22 protein-coding genes are annotated in these 19,304 nt (G+C 71.9%); 17 read left to right on the top strand and 5 right to left on the bottom strand.

The features are described from left to right. Positions 1-57 precede the first annotated feature (57 nt). Entirely contained in the window at positions 58-909 is an 852-nt protein-coding gene (locus tag VKN16_22840) for a polysaccharide deacetylase (GenBank protein ID HME97050.1), read from the bottom strand. An 80-nt stretch (positions 910-989) separates the two neighbouring features. Here VKN16_22840 and VKN16_22835 point away from each other — a divergent pair, with 80 nt between their 5' ends. From VKN16_22835 to VKN16_22820, 4 genes are all read left to right on the top strand, one after another. Beyond that, positions 990-1,931 (top strand): MoxR family ATPase, encoded by a 942-nt coding sequence (locus VKN16_22835; protein HME97049.1) that lies wholly within the window; start codon positions 990-992, stop codon positions 1,929-1,931. 8 nt (positions 1,932-1,939) lie between these two features. Beyond that, a complete protein-coding gene (locus VKN16_22830; GenBank protein HME97048.1) occupies positions 1,940-3,007 on the top strand; it encodes a DUF58 domain-containing protein in 1,068 nt (355 codons plus the stop codon). Position 3,008: 1 nt separating this feature from the next. Then, a complete protein-coding gene (locus VKN16_22825) occupies positions 3,009-5,060 on the top strand; it encodes a DUF3488 and transglutaminase-like domain-containing protein (GenBank protein HME97047.1) in 2,052 nt (683 codons plus the stop codon). Between the two features lie 90 nt (positions 5,061-5,150). Next, a complete protein-coding gene (locus tag VKN16_22820) occupies positions 5,151-6,044 on the top strand; it encodes a universal stress protein (GenBank protein HME97046.1) in 894 nt (297 codons plus the stop codon). A gap of 2 nt (positions 6,045-6,046) precedes the next feature. Here VKN16_22820 and VKN16_22815 read toward each other — a convergent pair whose 3' ends face one another. Further along, a complete protein-coding gene (locus VKN16_22815; protein ID HME97045.1) occupies positions 6,047-6,493 on the bottom strand; it encodes a CoA-binding protein in 447 nt (148 codons plus the stop codon). A gap of 47 nt (positions 6,494-6,540) precedes the next feature. On the opposite strand from VKN16_22815, the gene VKN16_22810 reads away from it, so the two are divergent. From VKN16_22810 to VKN16_22795, 4 genes are all read left to right on the top strand, one after another. After that, positions 6,541-7,149, top strand: a complete 609-nt coding sequence (locus VKN16_22810) for a cob(I)yrinic acid a,c-diamide adenosyltransferase (protein HME97044.1) — start codon at positions 6,541-6,543, stop codon at positions 7,147-7,149. Then, entirely contained in the window at positions 7,150-7,623 is a 474-nt protein-coding gene (locus VKN16_22805) for a GNAT family N-acetyltransferase (GenBank protein ID HME97043.1), read from the top strand. It begins immediately after the preceding gene. A gap of 106 nt (positions 7,624-7,729) precedes the next feature. Then, positions 7,730-8,959 carry an anion transporter gene (locus tag VKN16_22800; protein HME97042.1) on the top strand — a complete coding sequence of 410 codons (1,230 nt, stop codon included), beginning with the start codon at positions 7,730-7,732 and terminating at the stop codon, positions 8,957-8,959. A gap of 131 nt (positions 8,960-9,090) precedes the next feature. Beyond that, positions 9,091-10,659 (top strand): ATP-dependent DNA ligase, encoded by a 1,569-nt coding sequence (locus VKN16_22795; protein HME97041.1) that lies wholly within the window; start codon positions 9,091-9,093, stop codon positions 10,657-10,659. A 4-nt stretch (positions 10,660-10,663) separates the two neighbouring features. Here the strand turns inward: VKN16_22795 and VKN16_22790 are convergent, their stop codons facing one another. Then, positions 10,664-11,686, bottom strand: a complete 1,023-nt coding sequence (locus VKN16_22790) for a methionine synthase (GenBank protein HME97040.1) — start codon at positions 11,684-11,686, stop codon at positions 10,664-10,666. A 19-nt stretch (positions 11,687-11,705) separates the two neighbouring features. Between VKN16_22790 and VKN16_22785 the strand changes: the two genes are divergently transcribed. The 4 genes from VKN16_22785 to VKN16_22770 are packed head-to-tail and all read left to right on the top strand — an operon-like array spanning position 11,706 to position 14,245. Further along, positions 11,706-11,975 (top strand): hypothetical protein, encoded by a 270-nt coding sequence (locus VKN16_22785; GenBank protein ID HME97039.1) that lies wholly within the window; start codon positions 11,706-11,708, stop codon positions 11,973-11,975. Then, positions 11,962-12,594 (top strand): HAD family phosphatase, encoded by a 633-nt coding sequence (locus VKN16_22780; protein HME97038.1) that lies wholly within the window; start codon positions 11,962-11,964, stop codon positions 12,592-12,594. The genes VKN16_22785 and VKN16_22780 overlap by 14 nt, the downstream gene beginning before the upstream one ends. A gap of 8 nt (positions 12,595-12,602) precedes the next feature. After that, entirely contained in the window at positions 12,603-13,565 is a 963-nt protein-coding gene (locus VKN16_22775; GenBank protein HME97037.1) for an LLM class flavin-dependent oxidoreductase, read from the top strand. Further along, positions 13,562-14,245: an MgtC/SapB family protein gene (locus VKN16_22770; GenBank protein ID HME97036.1), complete on the top strand. Its 684-nt coding sequence runs from the start codon at positions 13,562-13,564 to the stop codon at positions 14,243-14,245. Before VKN16_22775 ends, VKN16_22770 begins: the two co-directional genes overlap by 4 nt. A 3-nt stretch (positions 14,246-14,248) precedes the next feature. On the opposite strand, the gene VKN16_22765 is transcribed toward VKN16_22770, so the two are convergent. Then, a complete protein-coding gene (locus tag VKN16_22765) occupies positions 14,249-14,440 on the bottom strand; it encodes a hypothetical protein (GenBank protein HME97035.1) in 192 nt (63 codons plus the stop codon). Positions 14,441-14,521: 81 nt separating this feature from the next. On the opposite strand from VKN16_22765, the gene VKN16_22760 reads away from it, so the two are divergent. Beyond that, positions 14,522-14,791 (top strand): hypothetical protein, encoded by a 270-nt coding sequence (locus VKN16_22760; protein ID HME97034.1) that lies wholly within the window; start codon positions 14,522-14,524, stop codon positions 14,789-14,791. Positions 14,792-14,945: 154 nt separating this feature from the next. Next, on the top strand, positions 14,946-15,071 hold the full coding sequence (locus VKN16_22755; GenBank protein HME97033.1) for a hypothetical protein: 126 nt from the start codon (positions 14,946-14,948) through the stop codon (positions 15,069-15,071). Positions 15,072-15,084: 13 nt separating this feature from the next. Here VKN16_22755 and VKN16_22750 read toward each other — a convergent pair whose 3' ends face one another. Continuing rightward, complete coding sequence (locus VKN16_22750; protein HME97032.1) at positions 15,085-16,059, bottom strand: DinB family protein; 975 nt, start codon at positions 16,057-16,059, stop codon at positions 15,085-15,087. A 134-nt stretch (positions 16,060-16,193) separates the two neighbouring features. Here VKN16_22750 and VKN16_22745 point away from each other — a divergent pair, with 134 nt between their 5' ends. From VKN16_22745 to VKN16_22735, 3 genes are all read left to right on the top strand, one after another. After that, on the top strand, positions 16,194-17,573 hold the full coding sequence (locus VKN16_22745) for an ISNCY family transposase (protein HME97031.1): 1,380 nt from the start codon (positions 16,194-16,196) through the stop codon (positions 17,571-17,573). Between the two features lie 107 nt (positions 17,574-17,680). Continuing rightward, the gene (locus VKN16_22740) at positions 17,681-18,673 is read left to right on the top strand and encodes an integron integrase (GenBank protein ID HME97030.1); all 993 of its coding nucleotides are present in this window, start codon (positions 17,681-17,683) and stop codon (positions 18,671-18,673) included. Between the two features lie 282 nt (positions 18,674-18,955). Then, positions 18,956-19,304 (top strand): GNAT family N-acetyltransferase (locus tag VKN16_22735; protein HME97029.1); only part of this gene is annotated, 349 nt, incomplete at its 3' end.

Genomic DNA, 19,304 nt, shown 5'->3' with positions numbered 1-19,304 from the left:
AGCCTCCCCCAAACCGCAGGGTGGCGCGGGCGCAGCCCGCGCTCGAACGGAGGGTAGTCACACGCTCTTAGCGTAGCCCGCCGCGCTCGCGCCACGCTCCATCGTGGCGCGGTAGTGGGCCGCGATCTCGGCGAGCGAGGCGATCCACACCCGCGGGGTGTGGCGCACGTGGTCCATCAGCTCGCGCAGGCAGGCCAGTCGCGACGGCCGCCCGATGATCTGAGGATGGAACGTGAAGTTCGTCATTCCGCGCGCCTCCGCGATGCCCTCGAACTCGGTGAGCCAGCCCTGCAGCACCGGTCCGGGCGGCTGCATCGACCGCTGCCCGGTGAACATGAAGTACGGCGCGTCGTCGAGGACCCACGAGACCGGGATCTCCACGATCCGGCGGCCCCCCACCGCGTCGTGCAGGTACGGGGAGAGCCGATCCATCATGTTCGACGAGTAGGCGAAGCCGTGCTTGACCAGCAGGGCCACGGTGGCCGCGGACAGCTGCCAGGCCGGCGCGCGATAGCCGACGGGCCGCGTCTTGCCCAGGCGGGTGAGCACCTCGACGCTGCGGACGAGGATGGCCTCCTCGCGGTCGGGCGGCAGATCGCTCACCCGCTCGTGCTCGTCGCCGTGGCAGCCGATCTCGTGGCCCCCGTCGGCGATGGCGCGCACCGCGTCCGGATAGTGCTCGGCCACCCAGGCCGGGATGAAGAACGACGCGCGGATCTCGTGCGTGCGCAGCAGCGCGAGGATGCGGGGCAACGCCTCCACCGGGCCGAAGCGGCCCTGCGACAGGGCCACCGGCTCGCTGACTCCGCGCGCCATCCACAGCGTCTCGGCGTCGAGATCGAAGGTGAACGCGCAGGCGGTGCGCGCGTCGTTGGGCCAGCGGGGCGGCGCGGGCGGCTCGAGGGCCATGGCGCGCGCATTGTAGCCGATGACGCGGGAGCGGACCAGCGCGCCGAGTGAAAAATCCGCGTACGGTATAGTGGAACTCCATGGGTGGCTCGACGGAGATCATCCGGCGTCTCGAGGACAGCGTCGGCCGGACCCTGGTCGGCAAGGCCGAGGTCGTCCGGCTGGCCGTCATCGGCCTGGTCGCCCGCGGCCACCTGCTCATCGAGGACGTGCCCGGCGTGGGCAAGACCACGCTGGCCGCCGCGCTGGCCCGGTCCATCGGCGCCTCGTTCCAGCGCATCCAGTTCACCTCCGACATGCTGCCCTCCGACGTGCTGGGCGTCACGGTGTGGGAGCCCAAGAGCGCGGAGTTCGTCTTCAAGCCGGGGCCGCTCTTCACGAACATCGTGCTCGCCGACGAGATCAACCGCACGACGCCCAAGACGCAGTCGGCCCTGCTCGAGGCCATGAACGAGGCGCAGGTCTCGCTCGACCACTCGACGTATCCGCTGCCGCGCCCCTTCATGGTGCTGGCCACCCAGAACCCGCGCGAGTACGAGGGCACGTATCCGCTGCCGGAGTCGCAGCTGGACCGGTTCCTGCTGCGCATCCGCATCGGCTACCCGGGCCCCGCCGACGAGAAGGCGGTGCTGCGCGGCGACGCCACGCCGCCGCCCGCCGGGCTCGCCCCGGTGGTGCTGGCCGAGGAGGTGCTGGGCCTGCAGGAGGCCGCCGAGCGGGTGCGGGCCGAGGAGTCGGTGCTCGACTACCTGGTGGCGCTGGTCACCGCCACGCGCCGCTCGCCGCTCCTCGCCCTGGGCGTGAGCCCGCGCGGCTCGCTCGCGCTGCTGCGCGCGGCGCGGGCCCGGGCGCTCGCCGACGGCCGCGACTACCTGCTGCCCGACGACATCAAGGACCTCGCGGTGGCCGCGCTCGCCCACCGGGTGATCGTGAAGGCTTCGGTGGCCGGCTCGGCCGCCGTCGGCATGGACGCCGAGGCGGCGGTCACGGCCATTCTCCAGGACGTGCCCGTCCCGCGGTAAAGCCGGCGGTGAAGCTGATCTGGTCGGCGCTCCTGGCCGCGATCCGGCCGCTGTTCCGCCCGCGCCGGACCATCAAGCCGACCCGCGACGGCTGGTGGTGCCTCCTGGTCGCGGTGGCGCTGGGCGTGGCCGCCATCAACACCGGCAACAACCTCCTCTACCTGCTGGTCTCGGCCCTGCTCGCCCTCGTGGTGGTCTCGGGCATCCTCTCCGAGCAGGCGATGCGCGGCCTCGCGCTGACCGGCGTCGTGCCCGCCGAGATCTATGCCGGGCAGCCCGCCGTCTTCGGCGCCCGCATCGTCAACCGCAAGCGCGCGCTGACCTCGTACTCGATCACGGTGGCGCTACTCGCGCCGGTGGCGCAGACCATCGAGTCGGGCCGGCGCTTCGTGTACTTCCGCCGCATCGAGGCGGGAGTCGAGCGGGTCGCGACGTGGGAGGAGACACTGCCGCGGCGCGGACACCATCGGCTCGCCGGCGTGCGCATCACCACCGGCTTCCCCTTCGGCCTCTTCGTGAAGGCGAGCCGCCCCGCGCTCGTCGACGAGGTGCTGGTCTTCCCGGCGGTGCGACCGATGTCGGCCCAGACCCTACGTGACCTGGGCGAGCAGGGCGACGCGACGGCGCGCCGTCGGGGCCGCGGCGACGATCTCTACGACCTGCGCAACTACCGCTCGGGCGACGATCCCCGCTTCATCCACTGGCGCAGCAGCGCCAAGGCCGAGACCATGATGGTGCGCGAGCCGGAAGCCGACACGAGCCACGACGCGCGCCTGGTGCTGGTGGGGCGGGGGCGCGCGGGGAGCGACGCGCTCGAGGCCGGTCTGTCCGAGGCCGCGTCCGCCGCGGTGGCCCTCGTCCGCGCCGGTGCCAGCGTGGCGCTGGCGGGGCCGGGCGTGCACGTGCCGCTCGGCCACGGCCGTCCGCACCTGCGCCGCGTGCTCGCCGCGCTCGCTCTCTACGACCCGGCCGGATCGCCGGCCGCAGGCGACGCGCCCGTCGCCGACACGGCCGCCGCGCTCGACGCCGGTCGCCACCGCCGCCGACTCCGCGAGATCCGGATCCCGCTCGCCTGACATGCCCGCGCTGCTCGCCCTCCGCCTGTTGACATACCTCATGGTGGGCACCGGCGTGGCCGCGCTCTACGGCGCCGGGCTCATCGGTCCGGTGGGGGCGGCGCTGGTGGTGGTCGCGATCCTGGTGGGCTGGGGGCACGAGCAGGCGCGCGAGCGCGGGGCGGTGCGGCCGCTGCTCGGCTGGAGCCTGGTGGCCACCGCGGCGGTGGCGGTCACGGTGGACCTGTTCTATCTCGCCTACTCGCTCCTCGACGGCATGGTCCACCTCCTGCTGTTCCTGATCCTGCTGCGCCTGTTCGTGCGCCGCGGCCTGAAGGACCTCCGCGACGCGGGGCTGCTCTCGTTCTTCATGCTGGTGGCCGCCGCGGCGATCAGCTTCAACCCGAGCTTCCTGTTCGTGTTCTTGCTCTTCCTGATGCTGGGCACCTCGATGCTGATGCTCAATCACGTGGTGACCGAATTGGACCAGGCGGGCCAGCGCGGGACCACCGACCCCACCACCCGCCGCGTATTCTTCCGTGGCCCGCTCACGCGCGTGAGCCTGGTGGCCGCCGCCATCACCTTCTCGCTCGCCGGCGGCCTCTTCTTCATCATCCCGCGCGTCGGCCAGGCCGCGCTGCCCTTGCGCGCGCAGGTCGGGCGCATGGTGACCGGATTCTCGGATCGCGTGGATCTGGGGAGCTTCGGCGACATCGAGAACGACCACACCGTGGTCATGCGCGTCTACCTCAGCGACGAGCGGGTCGATCCCGCCCGGCTGCCCACCCTGCGCTGGCGCGGTGTCGCCTTCGATCACTTCGACGGCATCACGTGGTCGGGCATGTCCGCCCCGCGTCGCTTCCTCCGCCGGGATGTCGCCGGCGACTTCGGCGTCGGCCTGCCCGAGACCCGGACCCCGGCGCTGCGGCAGGAGATCTACCTCGAGCCGATCGGCACGGACGCGCTGTTCGGCGCCCCGCGCGTGCTCCGCATGGAGCTGCGCGCCCCCGCGCTGGTGATGGACGACATGGGGGGCCTGTCGACCTCGCACGCTCCGGCGCGGCTGCACTACCTGGTGGAGTCGGAGGTGGAGCCGCCCGATCGTCGCGCGCGCGCCAAGGCGACGCTGTCCTCGGCGGAGCGGGCGCGCTACCTGCAGCTGCCCGCGCTGTCCCCCGAGGTCGCGCAGCTCGCCCGGGCGATCCGCGCCGGCGCGGCCGATCCGCAGACCGCCGCGGAGCGGATCAGCGCCCATCTCAGCACGAGCTATCGCTACTCCCTCGCGCTGAAGCGACAGACCAGCCGGCCGCCGCTGGAGGAGTTCCTCTTCGTGCGGCGGTCGGGCAACTGCGAGTACTTCGCGGCCGCGCTGGCGGTGATGCTGCGCAGCGAGGGCATTCCGAGCCGCGTGGTGGCGGGCTTCCAGCAGGGGGAGTGGAACCCCTACGGCCGCTACTTCATGGTGCGGCTCAGCGACGCCCACTCGTGGGTCGAGGCCTACATCGACGGGCGCGGCTGGGTGACGTTCGATCCGTCGCCGCGCGGCGAGACCACCGTCGAGACGCTGCCGGGCTCCATGTCGCTCTATTTCGACGCCGCGCGCATGCGCTGGTATCGCTACGTGGTCAACTGGAGCCTGCGCGATCAGGTGCAGATCGCCCAGGCGGTGCATCGGGGCGCGACCGACTTCCGCCTCGGGTTCTCCCTGCCGCGGCACTGGGGGAACCGCGCGACGCTGCTCGTCGTGGGCGGTGTCGCGGGCCTCGGGCTCCTGGTCTGGTTCGTGCGACGTACCGGGCCGGCGCGGGGCCGGAGCCGCGCGGGCGCGAGCATGCCCGCGTTCTACGGGCGCGCGCTCCGGCTACTGGCTCGCCGCGGCCTCTTTCCGGGCGCTTCGGAGACCGCGCGTCAGTTCGCGTCGCGCGTGGAAGCGGCGGCGCCGGAGCGCGCGGAGGCCTTCTCCCGCATCACCGAGCACTACGAGCGCACCCGCTTCGGCCGCGCGGCCCTGACCGAGAGCGACCGGCAGGACCTGACCCGCGCGCTCGCCGCGCTCCGCGCCCGCCGGGCGTGATCTCGCTTTCCTGGCCGGCTCCGGGACGGTACAATCTCGGCCCGAGCTGCGGAAGGTGGCTGGTCAGCGGCCATTCAGGGAGCAATCTTCATGAACGAAGTCCGTGACGAGGTGACCAGACCAACCCGGCGAATCCTCCACACCACCGATTTCTCGGCGGCCAGCGAGATCGCGTTCGTCCACGCGCTGAAGCTCGCGGTCGCGGCCCAGGCCGAGATCGACGTGCTCCACGCCACCGCCGAGCGGACGACGGAGACCTGGACCGAGTTCCCGGGGATCCGGGACACGCTCCGGCGCTGGGCCGGCGACGGGCCGCCGGTCGACGCGACGGTCGCGCCGCGCGCGCATGGCATCCGGGTCGGCAAGATCATGGCGATCGACGGCGATCCCGTCCACGCCGCCGTCGGGTTCGTGCAGGAGCATCCGACCGAGCTGGTGGTGCTGGCCACCGAGCAGCGGCGCGGAATGGCGCGGTGGACTCATCGATCGACGGCCGAGCCGATCGCGCGCGAATCGGGAGCGATGACGCTCTTCATCCCTGGGCAGGCCAGGGGGTTCGTCTCGTCGGAGACGGGGGAAGTCGGACTCGAGCGGATCCTGGTGCCGGTGGACCATGCCCCGTCGCCGCGCGCCGCCGTCGACGCGGTCGAGGTGCTGGTCCGAGGCCTGGGAGCCTCTCGCGTGACCGCGCGACTGCTGCACGTCGGTGAGGCGACCTCCGTGCCCGACGTTCCGCTGCCGCGTGACGCCGCGTGCGGGTGGGGCGTGACGACGCGCTCCGGCAGTGCGGTCGACGAGATCGTCGGGGCGGCGGACGCGTGGAACGCGGACCTGATCGTCATGGCCACCGCCGGACATGCGGACGTGCTCGACGCGCTCCGGGGCAGCACGACCGAGCGCGTGCTCCGGCTGGCGCGCTGCCCGGTCCTCGCGGTGCCGGCCGGCTCACGCGCGATGCGCCGATTGTTCTCGATCGTCTCCTGACGTCACGGACGACGCAGCCGGCGGTGCTCCACCAGCAGGCAGCGGTCCTGCACCACCTGGATGCCGGCCCGCGCCCATGTCTCGGCCGCCTGATCGTTGCGGATCCCCAGCTGTAGCCACACCACGCGCGGCCGTGCGGTCAGGATGTCGTCGATGTGGGGTGGGATGTGGTGCGGGCGGCGGAAGACGTTCACCATGTCCGCCGGCGGGGCCACGCTCGCGACGGTACGGTACACCGGCCGTCCCATGATCTCGGTGACCTCGGGATAGTAGACCGGCACCGGGACAATGTCGTAGCCGACCGTCGCCATGTACTCGGGCACGTAGAACGCGGGCTGATCGCGCTGCGCTTCGGTTTTCATCCCCAGCACCGCGATGCGCTGACACTCACGCACGATTCGCGCGATGTCGTCGGGCGCCGCCTTGAGGTTCTCGCGCCAGTCGCTCATGGCCCGAGTCTAGCACCTGTGCTAGCCTCGGCGCGGGAGGAGCACCCATGCCTGTGCGCATCACGCGCGTCTACACTCGCGCCGGCGACAAGGGCGACACCGCGCTCGTCGGCGGCCGGCGCGTGCCGAAGGACTCGCCGCGCATCGAGGCCTACGGCACCATCGACGAGCTGAACTCGATCGTCGGGCTTGCCCGCGCCTTCAATGCGGAACCGAAGAGGCCGAGCCGGAAATCGCGCTGGCTCGACGAGGTGCTGCGGCGGCTGCAGAACGAGCTGTTCGACCTGGGCGGCGAGCTGGCCACGCCCGCCGAGTCGTTCTACGAGGGCATGTTCCGGGTGGGCGCCGAGCAGGTGACCGCCCTCGAGCGCCTGATGGACGAGTGCCAGAAGGAGCTGACCCCGCTCAGGTCCTTCGTGCTCCCGGGCGGCGGCCGCGTGGGCGGCTTCCTCCACCAGGCCCGCACGGTGTGCCGGCGCGCGGAGCGGCGGGTGCTCGAGCTCTCGCGCGTCGAGGACATCGGCGAGTGGCCGCTCAAGTACGTCAACCGGCTCAGCGATCTGCTCTTCGTGCTCTCGCGCTGGGTCGGCAAGCACCTCGGGGAGACCGAGTATCTCTGGCAGCGCGGGCTCGCCGCGCACGACCGGAAGCGGTAGGTGGCCGAGGACTACCAGATCCGGCGCGCCGGGCCCGCCGACGACGCGGGGGTGGCGCGCGAGCTCGCCGCGTACTTCCGGTTCCTCGGCGAGGAGGTCGACGCCGCCGGGCTCGATCACGACGTGGCCGACTGGCAGACGGAGTACGACGGCGCGGCCGGGGTGATGCTGATCGTGATCGATCCCGCGGGCCGGGTGGTCGGGACCGCGGCGGTGCGTCGGCTCGCACCCGACGTCACCGAGCTCAAGCGCATGTGGCTCCGGCCGGATCACCGCGGCCGCGGCGTGGCGGCGCGGCTCATGGATCGCGTGCTCGAGGAGGCGCGCGCCCTCGGCGGGCGCGTGCTGCGGCTGGACAGCGAGGCGCGGCTCGAGGCCGCGGTGCGGCTGTACCGGCGCTACGGCTTCCAGGAGATCGCCGACTACAACGGCAACCCGCGCGCCGATGTCTGGATGGAGCGCGCGCTCGGGTAGCCGGAAGATGGGGTCAGGTCTTACATTCCGACATTTTTGAACGTCCGGAGACTCGTCTGGCGCGTTGAAAATGTCGGAATGTAAGACCTGACCCCGGGGCGATCGGATGGACGAGGCCAACTTTCACCGGGTGATCGCGCTGGTCGCGTTCGCCGGGACCTATCTCGGCCTCGCCCTGGGGCGCCTGCCGTTCCTGCGGGTGGACCGCACCGGCGTCGCCATCATCGGCGCCGCCGTCGTGGTGGTGAGCGGCGTGCTGCCGTGGGACCGCGCGGTCGCCGCGGTCGACGCGCATACGATCGTGCTGCTGTTCGGCATGATGATCGTCGCGGCCTACCTGCGGCTCTCCGGCTTCTTCCGCCTCGTGACGTACGCGGCGGTGCGTCGCGCGCACACGCCGGTCGGCCTGCTCGCGCTGGTCGTGGCGGCCGCCGGCATCCTGTCCGCGCTGTTCGTCAACGACGTGGTGTGCCTGGTGATGGCCCCCATCGTGCTCGACCTCGCGCGCCAGCTGCGCCTGCCGCCCCAGCCCTATCTCATCGGCCTCGCCACCGCGGCCAACGTGGGCAGCGTCGCCACGCTCACCGGAAACCCGCAGAACATGCTGGTGGGCAGCTTCTCGGGCATGGGCTACCGCACGTTCCTGCTGCGGGAGGCGCCGGTGGCGGTCGTCGGGCTCGTCCTCGTGTTCGCGGTGATCTGGCTCGCGTACCGGCGCGCGCTGCCGCCGATCCTGCCGGCGGGGAGCCTCGAGGAGCGGTTCGTGGTGCACCGGGCGCTGATGACCAAGACCATCGTGGCGGTGTGCGTGATGCTGGTGGCGTTCCTCGCCGGCGTGCCGATCGCCCTGGTCGCCATCGCGGGCGCCGCCTGCTGTCTCCTCACGCGACGGGTGAATCCGGACAAGGTGTACCGCGAGATCGACTGGGGGCTGCTCGTGCTGTTCGCCGGGCTCTTCGTGGTGATCGCTGGTGTGGAGGCGTCGGGCCTCACCGGCGTGCTCCTGGGCTGGGCCTCGGCGATCGGGCTCCATCGCCCGGCGGTGCTCACCGCGGTCACCGCGGTGCTCTCGAACCTGGTCTCCAACGTGCCCGCGGTGCTCCTGTTCAAGACGGTGATCCCCACGTTCGGCGAGCCGGTGCGCGCGTGGCTCCTGCTCGCGATGGCGTCGACGATGGCGGGGAATCTCACCATCCTGGGCTCGGTGGCGAACCTGATCGTGGTGGAGCAGGCGCACGGGGCCGGTATCCACATCGGCTTCGTGGAGCACGGGAAGGTCGGCGTGCCGGTGACGGTGCTGACGCTGCTGGCGGGGTGGTTGTTGCTTATCATCTAGTACGCGCGCCCCTCATCCTGCTGGGCCCCTCACCCGGCCCCCCCGCGGAGAGATGGAGAACCGGGATGTGCCCGCTCCCCTCCGGGGAGAGGGTAGGGTGAGGGGGAAGACGGCGGGCGCATAATCACTCCATGGCGCGGCTCTCCGATCTGGCCGCTCTTTGCGCGCGCGTGGCGGCGAGCCCGGGTCGACTCGAGAAGCGCCGTCTCGTGGCCGAGTATCTGCGCGCGCTGTCGCCCGAGGATCTGACCCGCGCCGTCGTCTATTTGAGCGGGCGGGCGTTTGCCGTCTCCGATCCGCGCGTGCTCAACGCGCGCGGGCTTCCGCCGCCGCCGGGCGGCGCGGCGGACGAGGCGCCGCTCACGCTGGAGGATGTCGCCCGCGTCTTCGGCGAGGTCGCGGCCGCCGCCGGCGCCGGCTCGCGGCAGCGACGCGAGCGGCTCCTGGCCGATCTGGCGGCGCGCGCCTCGGGGGCCGAGCGCGACCTGCTCCAGCGCATCATCTTCGGGGAGATGCGCATGGGGCTGTCCGAGGGCCTGGTGCTGGAAGCCATCGCGGAGGCCGCCGGCGTCGCGCCGGCACTCGTGCGCCGGGCGGCCCTCGTCACCGGCGACCTCACGGCGGTCGCGGCGCTGGCCCTCGGGCCGGATCCGGCCGCGCTGGCGGCCGCGCAGCCCCGCGTCTTCGTGCCGCTGCTCCCGATGCTGGCCGAGATCGCGGCGGGCCCGGCGGACGCGCTGGCCGCTCACGGCGGCGCCACCGCGATGGAGTACAAGTACGACGGCGCGCGGATCCAGCTGCACGCCGACGGCGACCGCGTGGCGATCTGGAGCCGGCGCATGTCCGACGTCACCCGGAGCCTGCCCGACATCGTCGCTCTCGCCCGCGATCACCTCTCCGGCGCCGCGCCGCTCATCCTGGACGGCGAGGTGGTCGCGCTCGACGCGGCGGGCCGCCCGCTGCCGTTCCAGGAGCTGATGCGCCGCTTCCGCCGCGTGCGCGGGGTGGAAGCGGCGGCGGGCTCGCGGCCGCTCACGCTGCATCTCTTCGACTGCCTCATGGCCGACGGCCGCGTGCATCTCGACCGGCCCTACGCGGAGCGCTGGAGCGCGCTCGAGCGCGTGACCGGCGGCCGCTGGCTGGCCGAGCGGGTGATGGTCGACTCGGTGGAGGCGGGGGAGGCGTTCATGGCCCGCGCCCTCGCGGCCGGGCACGAGGGCGTGATGGCCAAGGATCCGCGCAGCGCCTACGAGCCGGGGGGCCGCGGCAAGAAGTGGTTCAAGCTCAAGGCCGCGCTCACGGTGGACTGCGTGATCGTGGCCGCCGACCGCGGGTCGGGCCGCCGCGTGGGCTGGCTCTCCAACTATCACCTCGCGGTGCGGGACGGCGACGGATGGGCCGAGGTGGGCAAGACCTTCAAGGGCCTCACCGACCGCGAGTTCACCGAGATGACCGAGCGGCTCCAGGCGCTGGCCATCGGCGACGACGGTTACACGGTGCGGGTGCGCCCGGAGGTGGTGGTCGAGGTGGACTACAACGAGATCCAGAAGAGCCCGACCTATCCGTCCGGCTTCGCGCTGCGCTTCGCCCGCATCGCGCGCGTCCGCGAGGACAAGTCGCCGGCGCAGGCCACCACGCTGGAGGAGCTGCGACGGCTCTACGACCAGCAGTTCGCCACGAAGGGGCGCGCGGAGCCCTAGCAGGTCAGGCGGCCAGCTCCCGTCGCACCAGTGCCGCGCCCGCGCCGAGGGCCTGCAGCTTCGCCCGGGCCACCGCGCGGGAGAGCGGCACCATCCCGCAGTTGGTGCAGGGGAAGATGCGCGTGGGGGGCACGTGCTGCATCGCGGCGCGGATCACCGCGGCGACCTCGTCGGGCGTCTCCACCCGGTCGGTGGCCACGTCGACCGCGCCCACCAGCACGTCCTTGTTGCCGAGCAGGCCGATCAGCGCGATGGGCACGCGCGAGCCGGCGCACTCCAGCGAGACGCCGCCGATGCGGCTGGCCGCGAGCAAGGGGAAGGTCTGCTCGTACTGACGCCACTCGCCGCCGAGGGTCTGCTTCCAGTCGGTGTTGGCCTTGATGCCGTAGCCGTAGCAGATGTGCACCGCGGTGCGGCAGCGCAGCCCCTCGACCGCGCGATCCAGCGCGGCCACGCCCCAGTCGCGCACCTCGTCCATGTACACGTTGAAGGCCGGCTCGTCGAGCTGCAGCACGTCGAGCCCGAGCGCCTCCAGCTCGCGGGCCTCCTCGTTGATGAGGCGGGCCAGGTCCATGGCCAGGCGCTCGCGGCGGCCGTAGTGGGCGTCGTGGATGGTGTCCACGATGGTCATGGGGCCCGGCATCGTCAGCTTGAGGCGCTGCTTCGTGTTGGCGCGCGCCCAGCGCACGTCCTCGCCGTGGATGGAGCCGCGGCGCCGCACCGGGCCGGTGACGGTGGGCACGGTGGCCTTGTAGCGATCGGCGCGGATGCCGATGGTGATCATCCGCGAGAAGTCGATGCCGTCCAGCTGCTCGACCAGACCCCACACGAAGTGCCGCCGCGTCTGCTCGCCGTCGGTCACGATGTCGATGCCGGCCTGCTCCTGCTCGCGCAAGGCCAGGAGCACCGCGTCGCGCTTGCCCTCCTCGAGCGAGCGGCCCTCGAGGCGCCACGGGGCCCAGAGGGTGTTCGGGGGCGCGAGCCACTCGGGCTTGGGAAGACTCCCGGCGATGGTGGTGTCCAGCATGGATGGGCGGCATGGTACCATGACGCTCATGATTGGACGGAATTGCCTCCTGGTGATCGCGACGACGCTCTCGCTGGTCGGCTGCAGCACCGAGCGCGACCGGCAATGGTACAAGCCGAACGTCAACTACACGGTGGACGAGTTCAAGCGGGACCGCGACGTGTGCACGAAGAGCAACACCCTGGACGAGCAGTGCTTGAAGGAGCGTGGCTGGCTGCCGCTCACGAGCGACAAGCCGGCGGAAACCGGGCCCAAGCCGCCGTCCAACACCATCCGTGGGAAATACTAGTAAGCTCCGCGCCGTCATCTTCGATTTCGGCGGGGTGCTGTGGGACATGCGCTGGGACGTGGCGCGTGAGCTGGACCGCGCCCACGGCCTGCCGCGCTCCTCGGTCTTCGAGACGCTCTACCGCTGCCCCGCCTGGGCGGATATCGAGTGCGGCGTGGGCGATCCCGCGGCGTGGGCCGACGGCGCGCATCGCGAGCTCGAGCGCCGCGCCGGGCGCGCGCTGCCGCGGCTGCACGACGAGTGGCGCCGCGCGCAGGTCGCCATCGACGCCAACGTCGAGGTGGTTCGGGCCCTGCGTCCTCCCTATCGCTGCTCGGTGCTGAGCAACGCCGATCTCTCGCTGCGCGTCCGCCTCGAGCAGGAGCTGCGCTGGCACCATCTCTTCGACGACATCCTGGTCTCCGCCGAGGTCGGCATGGCCAAGCCCCGGCCGGAGATCTTCCAGCTCGCCGCGTCGCGGCTCGGCGTGCCTCCGGAGGCGTGCGTGTTCGTCGACGACTGGGACCAGAACGTCGACGCGGCGCGCGCGGTGGGCATGCAGGCGGTGCTCCACCGCGTGGACAAGGGCGACGATCTGCGCGGGCAGCTGACCGCCGTCGGCGTGGCCGTCGGGGCGTAGGAGGCGACATGGCCCGAACCGCGATCTTCCTGAACCCGGGCGCCGACCTGGCTCCCGCGATGGCCCTCGCGCGCCGGGCGGACGCGCTCGGCTACGAGAGCCTCTGGGTCACCCACGGCATCGGGCGCGACGCGCTGCTCACCCTGTCCGCCTACGCCCACGTGGCGCCGCACGCCGGGCTCGGCACCGGCGTCATCCCCATCTACCCGCGGCATCCCGCGCTCATGGCCCAGGAGGCGCTCACGCTGTCCGACATCAGCGGCGGCCGCCTGCGCCTGGGCATCGGCGTGAGCCACAAGTCCATGATGACGGACGCCCTCGGCCTGGACATGGCCCGGCCGCTCGAGGTCACCCGCGAGTACGTGGCGGTGCTGCGCCAGGCGCTCACCGGCCGTGCGCAGCACCAGGGCGCGCGCTATCGCGTCAACTGGCAGAGCGGATTGCCGAAGCTGCCTCCGCCGCCCCCGGTCCTGCTGGGCGGGCTCTCGCCGCGCATGCTCGAGCTGGCCGGCGAGATCGCCGACGGCGTCGTGCTCTGGCTGGCCTCGCCGGCCTACGTGCGGGACAAGGCGGTGCCCGCCATCCGGCGCGGGCGCGAGAAGGCGGGCAAGCCGCTCGACGGCTTCGAGATCGTGGCGGCGGTGCCGGCCGCGCTCACCGCGGACCGCGCGGCGTCGGCCGGCCAGTTTCGCGTCGAGCTGTCCCGCTATCTCGCGTTGCCGTTCTATCGGGCGATGCTCGAGCAGAGCGGCTTCGCGCCGGAGATCGCCGCGTACGACCGGACGCCCAAGCTAGAGTCGGTGCCGGATCGACTCGTGTCCGCGCTGGGCGGCATCGGCGACTTCCGCACCATCGCGGCGTTCGTCGCCGCCTATCGCGAGGCCGGCGTCACGCTGCCCGCGATCCGACCGATCGGGTTCCCGGACGCCACGCACTACGAGCCCACGGTGGAGGCCGGCGCGACGACATGATGTGGCTGCACGCCGACTTGCTGCTGCGCGTGCTGGTCGGCACCGTGCTCGGCGCGGCCATCGGCTACGAGCGGCGCCTGCACCGGCGGCCCGCGGGTCTGCGCACTCACCTGCTGGTGTCGCTGGCCTCGTCGACGTTCATGGTCGTGTCGACGCACTTCGTGTACTTCCAGCACTACCAGCGCCAGGATCTCGTGGCGGTGGATCCCTCGCGTATCGCGGCCTCGGTGGTGACCGGCGTGGGCTTCCTCGGCGGCGGTGCGATCCTGAGGACGGGGGTCAGCGTGCAGGGCCTCACCACTGCGGCGGGCCTCTGGCTCTGCGCGGCGATCGGGCTCTCGGCCGGCGCGGGCATGTACGTGGTGAGCGTGTTCTCCACCGTGCTCGGCGTCGTTGCCCTCACCCTGCTGCGCCAGCTCGAACACAAGGAGGATGACCGTGTCACCCGCCGCGTCTCGCTCACCCTGGGCGAGCCCGCGCCGACCTGGCCCGACATCATCGGCGCGCTGCGCGCGCGCCGGATCGCGATCACTCCCGGCGAGTACGAGCGCCGGATCGACGAGGGCTCGGTGGCGGTGACCTTCCAGGCCCACGTGCCGGTCGACGTGGCGCCCGAGGAGCTGATCGGCGCGCTCGAATCCCAGCCCGGGGTCCGCCGCGTCCGCGTCGAATCACCCTGACGGTCAGAGGGCCAGGCCGTAGGCGGCGACGCTCGCCTCCTTGCCCCGTAGCGCCAGCTCGCCGCACGACGTGGCCCGCACGCCCGGCGGCAGGGTGATCTTTCCCAGCACCGCACCCGAGACGACCAGATCGTGGCCGGTGCGCTTCGCGTACTCCTCGAGGCGCGCCGCGGTGTTGAGAGGGGCCCTGGCCATATCGCCTGCAGCATAGCCCGATCCGCCGCGGCCCCGGCCGGCGGCATGGGGAAATTCGGGTTGTGCAAGACTGGAAGAGAAATGCTCAGCACGATCCTGAAGCACGCTGCCCTCCCGGCGATCGCGCCGGCCGCGATCGTCGGCCTCTACTTCACGCCGGTGCTGCTGTTCGGATGCGTGAACCGTGGGCTCCTGGCACTGGCGATCGTGCTCCTCGCCGCGGCGGCGGCGTTCGTCACGATCGGGATCGGTTTCCGTGAGCGGGCGCGAGGCCGGTCGTCGGCCCGATGGCTGGTCTCGGCCATCATCCTCGCCACCCCGCTCGTCCTGATCCTGGGTCCGCTCGGCTGAGCCAGCCGGCGAGACACGCCGCCCCGCTTCTCCGGACATCAGCAGCGGCGCCCGAGCCACAATGGGGCGGGGAGCTCGGTGCGTTCGCCGCTACTGGAGGCGCCGGGCTGATGCTAGAGTGTCCGGCCATGTCCGGCGGTTGCCCGAGAGTGCAATGATGAAGGTCGTGGTCGTCATCCTCAGCGCCGTCCTCGCCCTGGGCTCGTTCAAGAGCGCGAAAGCTCTGGGCCTCTCGATTCCTCCGTCATTGCTGCTGCAGGCGGAGCAGGCGATCGAATAGACGGTCGCTTCACCTACGGCTTGCCCGCGAGCGCGCGCTTGAGCTGATCGAGGTGGTTGTCGTCGTGCCAGGCGATGAGGGCCACGAAGTCCTTCACGGTCATCCGCCCGCGCGTGGCGTGCACGCCGCCGCGGTCCCAGTGCTCCGGGCGCAGCCCGTGCAGGAAACGCAGCGTCTCCACGCGGCGGGTGCGGAAGGCGGCGAGCGCCTCGCCTGCGTCGTTGCGCTGGTACTGGCGGTCGACCGCCCAGCGGTCGGGCTCGGCAGGCTGGAAGCGCGGCTCGTCCATCTCCATGATGGCCTGGAAGCGCTGCATGAACGATTCCTCGGTGTCCCGCAGGTGGCAGAGCGTTTCCTTGGCCGACCAGCTCTTGTCGTCCGGCCGCTTGCCGAGCGCGGCGTCCGGCACGCCCTTGATGGCGGCCGCCAGATCGTTCGCGGTGCGCTCCATGCGCGCCAGCTGCTCTTCCAGACTCGCCATGAGGATTCCCCCGTCGGTGACCAGTTGATGGAACAGGTGCGATTCCCGCGCGTAGAAGCCCTGCGTGTGAAAGGAGTCGCCCAGCCGCAGCAAAGTATAGTCCACGTGGTGCCCCACCTCGTGGAGCAGCGTGCGGAGGAAGGTGCGGAAGGCCACCACGCGCTTGTGGCGCGCCGTCCGCATCCAGAGGGTGATGAGCGGCGGCTCCCCGGCCCGGTGCGTGGTCTCGTAGAGCCCGTGCAGCTCGCCCCAGTCCGCGTGCGGCCGCGCGGCCAGCACCTTCACGCGCACCGGCGGCGCGCCGAGGGCGGCGGCCAGGCCCAGGACGAGGCGCTGCGCGGCCGATTCGGTGCATGCGCGCTCGCCCCCGTCGAGCGCGCGGGCGAGCGCGGTGACCAGGGGCTGGAGCCGGGAGGGCTGCGCCAGCGGCATCGTCACGATGCCGTCGCTCTCGAGATAGATCGCCTGCTGGCGTCGCGAGAGGCGCTTGAAGTAGGCGAAGGGCATCCGCCTCTGGATGCTACCGCCGGGGGCGCGAAGGGGCAACTCTCGCGAGGCGCGGGTCTTGATGGTCTATAGAAATGTCCTCCCTAACTGTTCTGTAGTTGTGTCCTCCCATGGAGACATGGGAGACCGTGACGATGAGTCGGAAGGAGGCGCCGCGGGCTGGCCTGGTCAAGGCGGCCCTCGCGGGTCGCATCACCAATGCCCAAGGCGCTCAGGCCCTCGGCATGTCGCGTCGGCAGTTTCGGCGGCTCAAGGCCCGCTATCGGGAGGCCGGGGTCCGCGGGCTCGTGCATCGCCTGCGCGGGCGCCCGTCGTCGCGGGCCGTGGACGTCGAAGTGCGGGAGCGGGTGCGCGCGCTGGTCGACACCACCTACCGGGACCTCAACGACTGCCACGCCACCGAGAAGCTTCGCGAGGTCGAGGGCCTGGATATCAGCCGCAGCACCGTCCGCCGGCTCCGCCGGCGCGGCGGCCGGGCGGCCAAGCGCCGGCGGCGCCCGCCGCAGCACCGCGCCCGTCGGCCCCGGCGGGCCGCCGCCGGCGCCCTCGTCCTCATCGACGGCAGCGCGTTTGATTGGCTCGGCACCGGCACGCCCTGGTTGCTGCTCGGCGCCATCGACGATGCGACCGGCACCGTCCTCGCGCTCCACTTCCGGCCCGCGGAGGATCTGCACGGCTACCTCACCCTCCTCCGCGGCCTCGCCGAGCGCCACGGCCTGCCGGTAAGTCTCTATGGCGATCGCCTCGGCGTCTTCGTCCGCAATGACGCGCACTGGAGCCTCGAGGAAGAACTCCAGGGCGCGCAGCATCCCACCCACTTTGGCCAGGTGCTCCGGGACCTGGGCATCGGCTATATCGCCGCGCACTCGCCGCAGGCGAAGGGCCGCATCGAACGCCTCTGGGAAACCCTGCAGGATCGCGTCGTCGCCGAGCTCCGGCTGCGCGGTCTGCAGACCCTCGCGGCCGCCGAGGCCTATCTGCCGACGTATCTCTTGGACCACAACCGCCGCTTCGCGCGTCCGCCCGCCGTCGCCGGCGCCGCGTGGCGCCCGCCCCCGCGCGATCTCGCCGATCGCCTCAGCTGCCGCTACACCCGACGCGTCGCCCGCGACAACACCGTCCGACTCGGGCCACGCATCGTGCAGATCCCGCGCGGCCCGCACGGCCGCTCGTACGCCGGCTGTCGCGTGGCGCTGGCCGAATGCCTCGACGGCCGCCTGCTCATCTCCTACCAAGGCCGCCGCCTGGCCACCGCGCTCGCGCCCGCGCCCCCGTTCCTCCTGGTCCCGCAGCGCGCCGCCCGCCTCCGCGCCGCCAGGACCGCGGCGGCCGAGGGAGGCCCGTCTCGCCCCCGTCGTCGCTCCGAACCTGGTTCCCCCCTCGCGGCGCTCACCGCGCTGGCCCGGCATCTGCGCCGGCCCCCGCCCTCGCATCCCTGGCGGCGCCTCTTCTCCCGCCGCCAACCCGAACGCCCAGGCCCATTCACCCCGACCGAGGGAGGACATTTTCACTGAACAGTTAGGCGGACATTTCTACTGGACAGCGACACTCTCGCGAGGCGCGGGTGTATCGCTGAGTCCACGTCTTGCGCGCCGGCGCGGGCTCCGTCTAGCCTCCGGCGATGACCCTGCCGACGTCGCCGAAGCCGCCGCGCCTGCTGGACCGGGTGCGGGCGACGCTGCGGGCCCGGCACGGAAGCCTCCGCACCGAGAAGGCCTACGTCGGATGGATCCGCCGGTACATCCTCTTCCACGACAAGCGCCACCCGGCGGAGATGGGCGCGGCCGAGATCACCCGGTTCCTGAGTGCGCTGGCCCTCGAGCGGAACGTGGCCGCGTCGACCCAGAACCAGGCCCTGAGCGCCCTGATGTTCCTCTATCGCGACGTGCTCGAGCAGGACCTGCCGTGGCTGGACGAGATCGTGCGGGCCAAGCGGCCAGCCCGGATCCCGGTGGTCCTGTCGCGCGGGGAGGTTCACGGCGTCCTCGACGCCCTCGACGGGCCGGTCCGTCTCGTCGCGCTCCTGCTGTACGGCGCCGGGCTGCGCCTGCTGGAAGCCTTGCGCCTCCGGGTGAAGGACATCGACTTCGCGCGGAACCAGATCGCCGTCAGGGGCGGCAAGGGCGATCGGGACCGCGTCACGATGCTGCCCACCGCCGTCAGCCGCGACCTGGGCAAGCATCTCGAGACGGTGCGCGACCGGCACGAGGCCGACCTGCGCGCCGGCGCCGGCTGGGTCGAGTTGCCCTGGGCCCTGGCCCGGAAGTATCCGCGGGCCGGCCGCGAGTGGGGCTGGCAGTGGGTCTTCCCCGCCACGCGCATCTACCTGTACCGGGAGACGGGCCAGCGCCGCCGGCACCACCTGCACGAATCCGTCATGCAGCGCGCGGTGAAGGCCGCAGTGCGCAGCACGGGCATCGCCAAGCGCGCCAGTTGTCACTCCTTGCGCCACTCCTTCGCCACCCACCTGCTGGAGGACGGAGCCGACATCCGCACGGTACAGGAGCTGCTGGGCCACCGCGATGTGACCACCACGATGATCTATACCCACGTGCTGAACCGCGGGCCGGCCGGGGTCCGGAGCCCCGCCGACCGCCTGCTGTCGCCGTACTGAGCGACCAGGGCACCGGCCTGGGGCCGATCGACTCGAGACGACGGCAAACCGACGGCCGCCGCACTGGAGGCAAGTACCGCCAAACTGTCCCGTCAGATCACCTGTTCGTAACTATCCTGGTCTGTGTAACACTGGGCTCGTCGCCCGAGGCAATGAGCCAAGCTCGCGTCTCCATTGCCCGCTCACACAGTCCCGGCCGAGTCGCCGGCCGATCTATCCAGACCGCGCCCGCAGCGTTTACGCGTTATGCGGAACTAGATACTTCTCGTTAGCCAGACAGCGATGAGTTCTTCCGGCGAAGGCGAGATCAAGGTTAGCGCAGCGAGCGGAGTTGACGATGAGTTGGTCGCTGCCTTCAACCGTCTGATCCCCCAGCTGTCGCGGAGTGCGGCCGTCCCGACGCCGGCCGCAATACGAGAGATTGTAGAGGCGCCGGCGAGCACGGTGCTGATTGCCCGAGATGAGCGAGACCATGGACGAATCGTTGGGCTGCTCACGCTCGTCGTCTTCCGGATCCCGACCGGCGTACGGGCCTGGATCGAGGATGTAGTGGTCGACGAGGCGGTCAGGGGGCGTGGCGTGGGCGAAGCCCTAAGCCAGGACGCGATCCAGCGTGCGGTGGGGGCGGGCG

The organism is Candidatus Methylomirabilota bacterium, from assembly GCA_035315345.1.
Classification (GTDB): Bacteria; Methylomirabilota; Methylomirabilia; order Rokubacteriales; family CSP1-6; genus CAMLFJ01.
This window is presented reverse-complemented; position numbering and strand designations above follow the sequence as displayed.

What these genes read in the sequence shown, in the direction of transcription:
- VKN16_22755 (HME97033.1), top strand. Translation starts at nt 14,946, where the DNA reads ATGATGAAGGTCGTGGTCGTCATCCTCAGCGCCGTCCTCGCCCTGGGC.
- VKN16_22760 (HME97034.1), top strand. Translation starts at nt 14,522, where the DNA reads ATGCTCAGCACGATCCTGAAGCACGCTGCCCTCCCGGCGATCGCGCCG.
- VKN16_22765 (HME97035.1), bottom strand. Translation starts at nt 14,440, where the DNA reads ATGGCCAGGGCCCCTCTCAACACCGCGGCGCGCCTCGAGGAGTACGCG.
- VKN16_22810 (HME97044.1), top strand. Translation starts at nt 6,541, where the DNA reads ATGCCTGTGCGCATCACGCGCGTCTACACTCGCGCCGGCGACAAGGGC.
- VKN16_22825 (HME97047.1), top strand. Translation starts at nt 3,009, where the DNA reads ATGCCCGCGCTGCTCGCCCTCCGCCTGTTGACATACCTCATGGTGGGC.
- VKN16_22795 (HME97041.1), top strand. Translation starts at nt 9,091, where the DNA reads ATGGCGCGGCTCTCCGATCTGGCCGCTCTTTGCGCGCGCGTGGCGGCG.
- VKN16_22745 (HME97031.1), top strand. Translation starts at nt 16,194, where the DNA reads ATGAGTCGGAAGGAGGCGCCGCGGGCTGGCCTGGTCAAGGCGGCCCTC.
- VKN16_22770 (HME97036.1), top strand. Translation starts at nt 13,562, where the DNA reads ATGATGTGGCTGCACGCCGACTTGCTGCTGCGCGTGCTGGTCGGCACC.
- VKN16_22750 (HME97032.1), bottom strand. Translation starts at nt 16,059, where the DNA reads ATGCCCTTCGCCTACTTCAAGCGCCTCTCGCGACGCCAGCAGGCGATC.
- VKN16_22785 (HME97039.1), top strand. Translation starts at nt 11,706, where the DNA reads ATGACGCTCATGATTGGACGGAATTGCCTCCTGGTGATCGCGACGACG.
- VKN16_22835 (HME97049.1), top strand. Translation starts at nt 990, where the DNA reads ATGGGTGGCTCGACGGAGATCATCCGGCGTCTCGAGGACAGCGTCGGC.
- VKN16_22815 (HME97045.1), bottom strand. Translation starts at nt 6,493, where the DNA reads ATGAGCGACTGGCGCGAGAACCTCAAGGCGGCGCCCGACGACATCGCG.
- VKN16_22820 (HME97046.1), top strand. Translation starts at nt 5,151, where the DNA reads ATGAACGAAGTCCGTGACGAGGTGACCAGACCAACCCGGCGAATCCTC.
- VKN16_22740 (HME97030.1), top strand. Translation starts at nt 17,681, where the DNA reads ATGACCCTGCCGACGTCGCCGAAGCCGCCGCGCCTGCTGGACCGGGTG.
- VKN16_22790 (HME97040.1), bottom strand. Translation starts at nt 11,686, where the DNA reads ATGCTGGACACCACCATCGCCGGGAGTCTTCCCAAGCCCGAGTGGCTC.
- VKN16_22840 (HME97050.1), bottom strand. Translation starts at nt 909, where the DNA reads ATGGCCCTCGAGCCGCCCGCGCCGCCCCGCTGGCCCAACGACGCGCGC.
- VKN16_22775 (HME97037.1), top strand. Translation starts at nt 12,603, where the DNA reads ATGGCCCGAACCGCGATCTTCCTGAACCCGGGCGCCGACCTGGCTCCC.
- VKN16_22800 (HME97042.1), top strand. Translation starts at nt 7,730, where the DNA reads ATGGACGAGGCCAACTTTCACCGGGTGATCGCGCTGGTCGCGTTCGCC.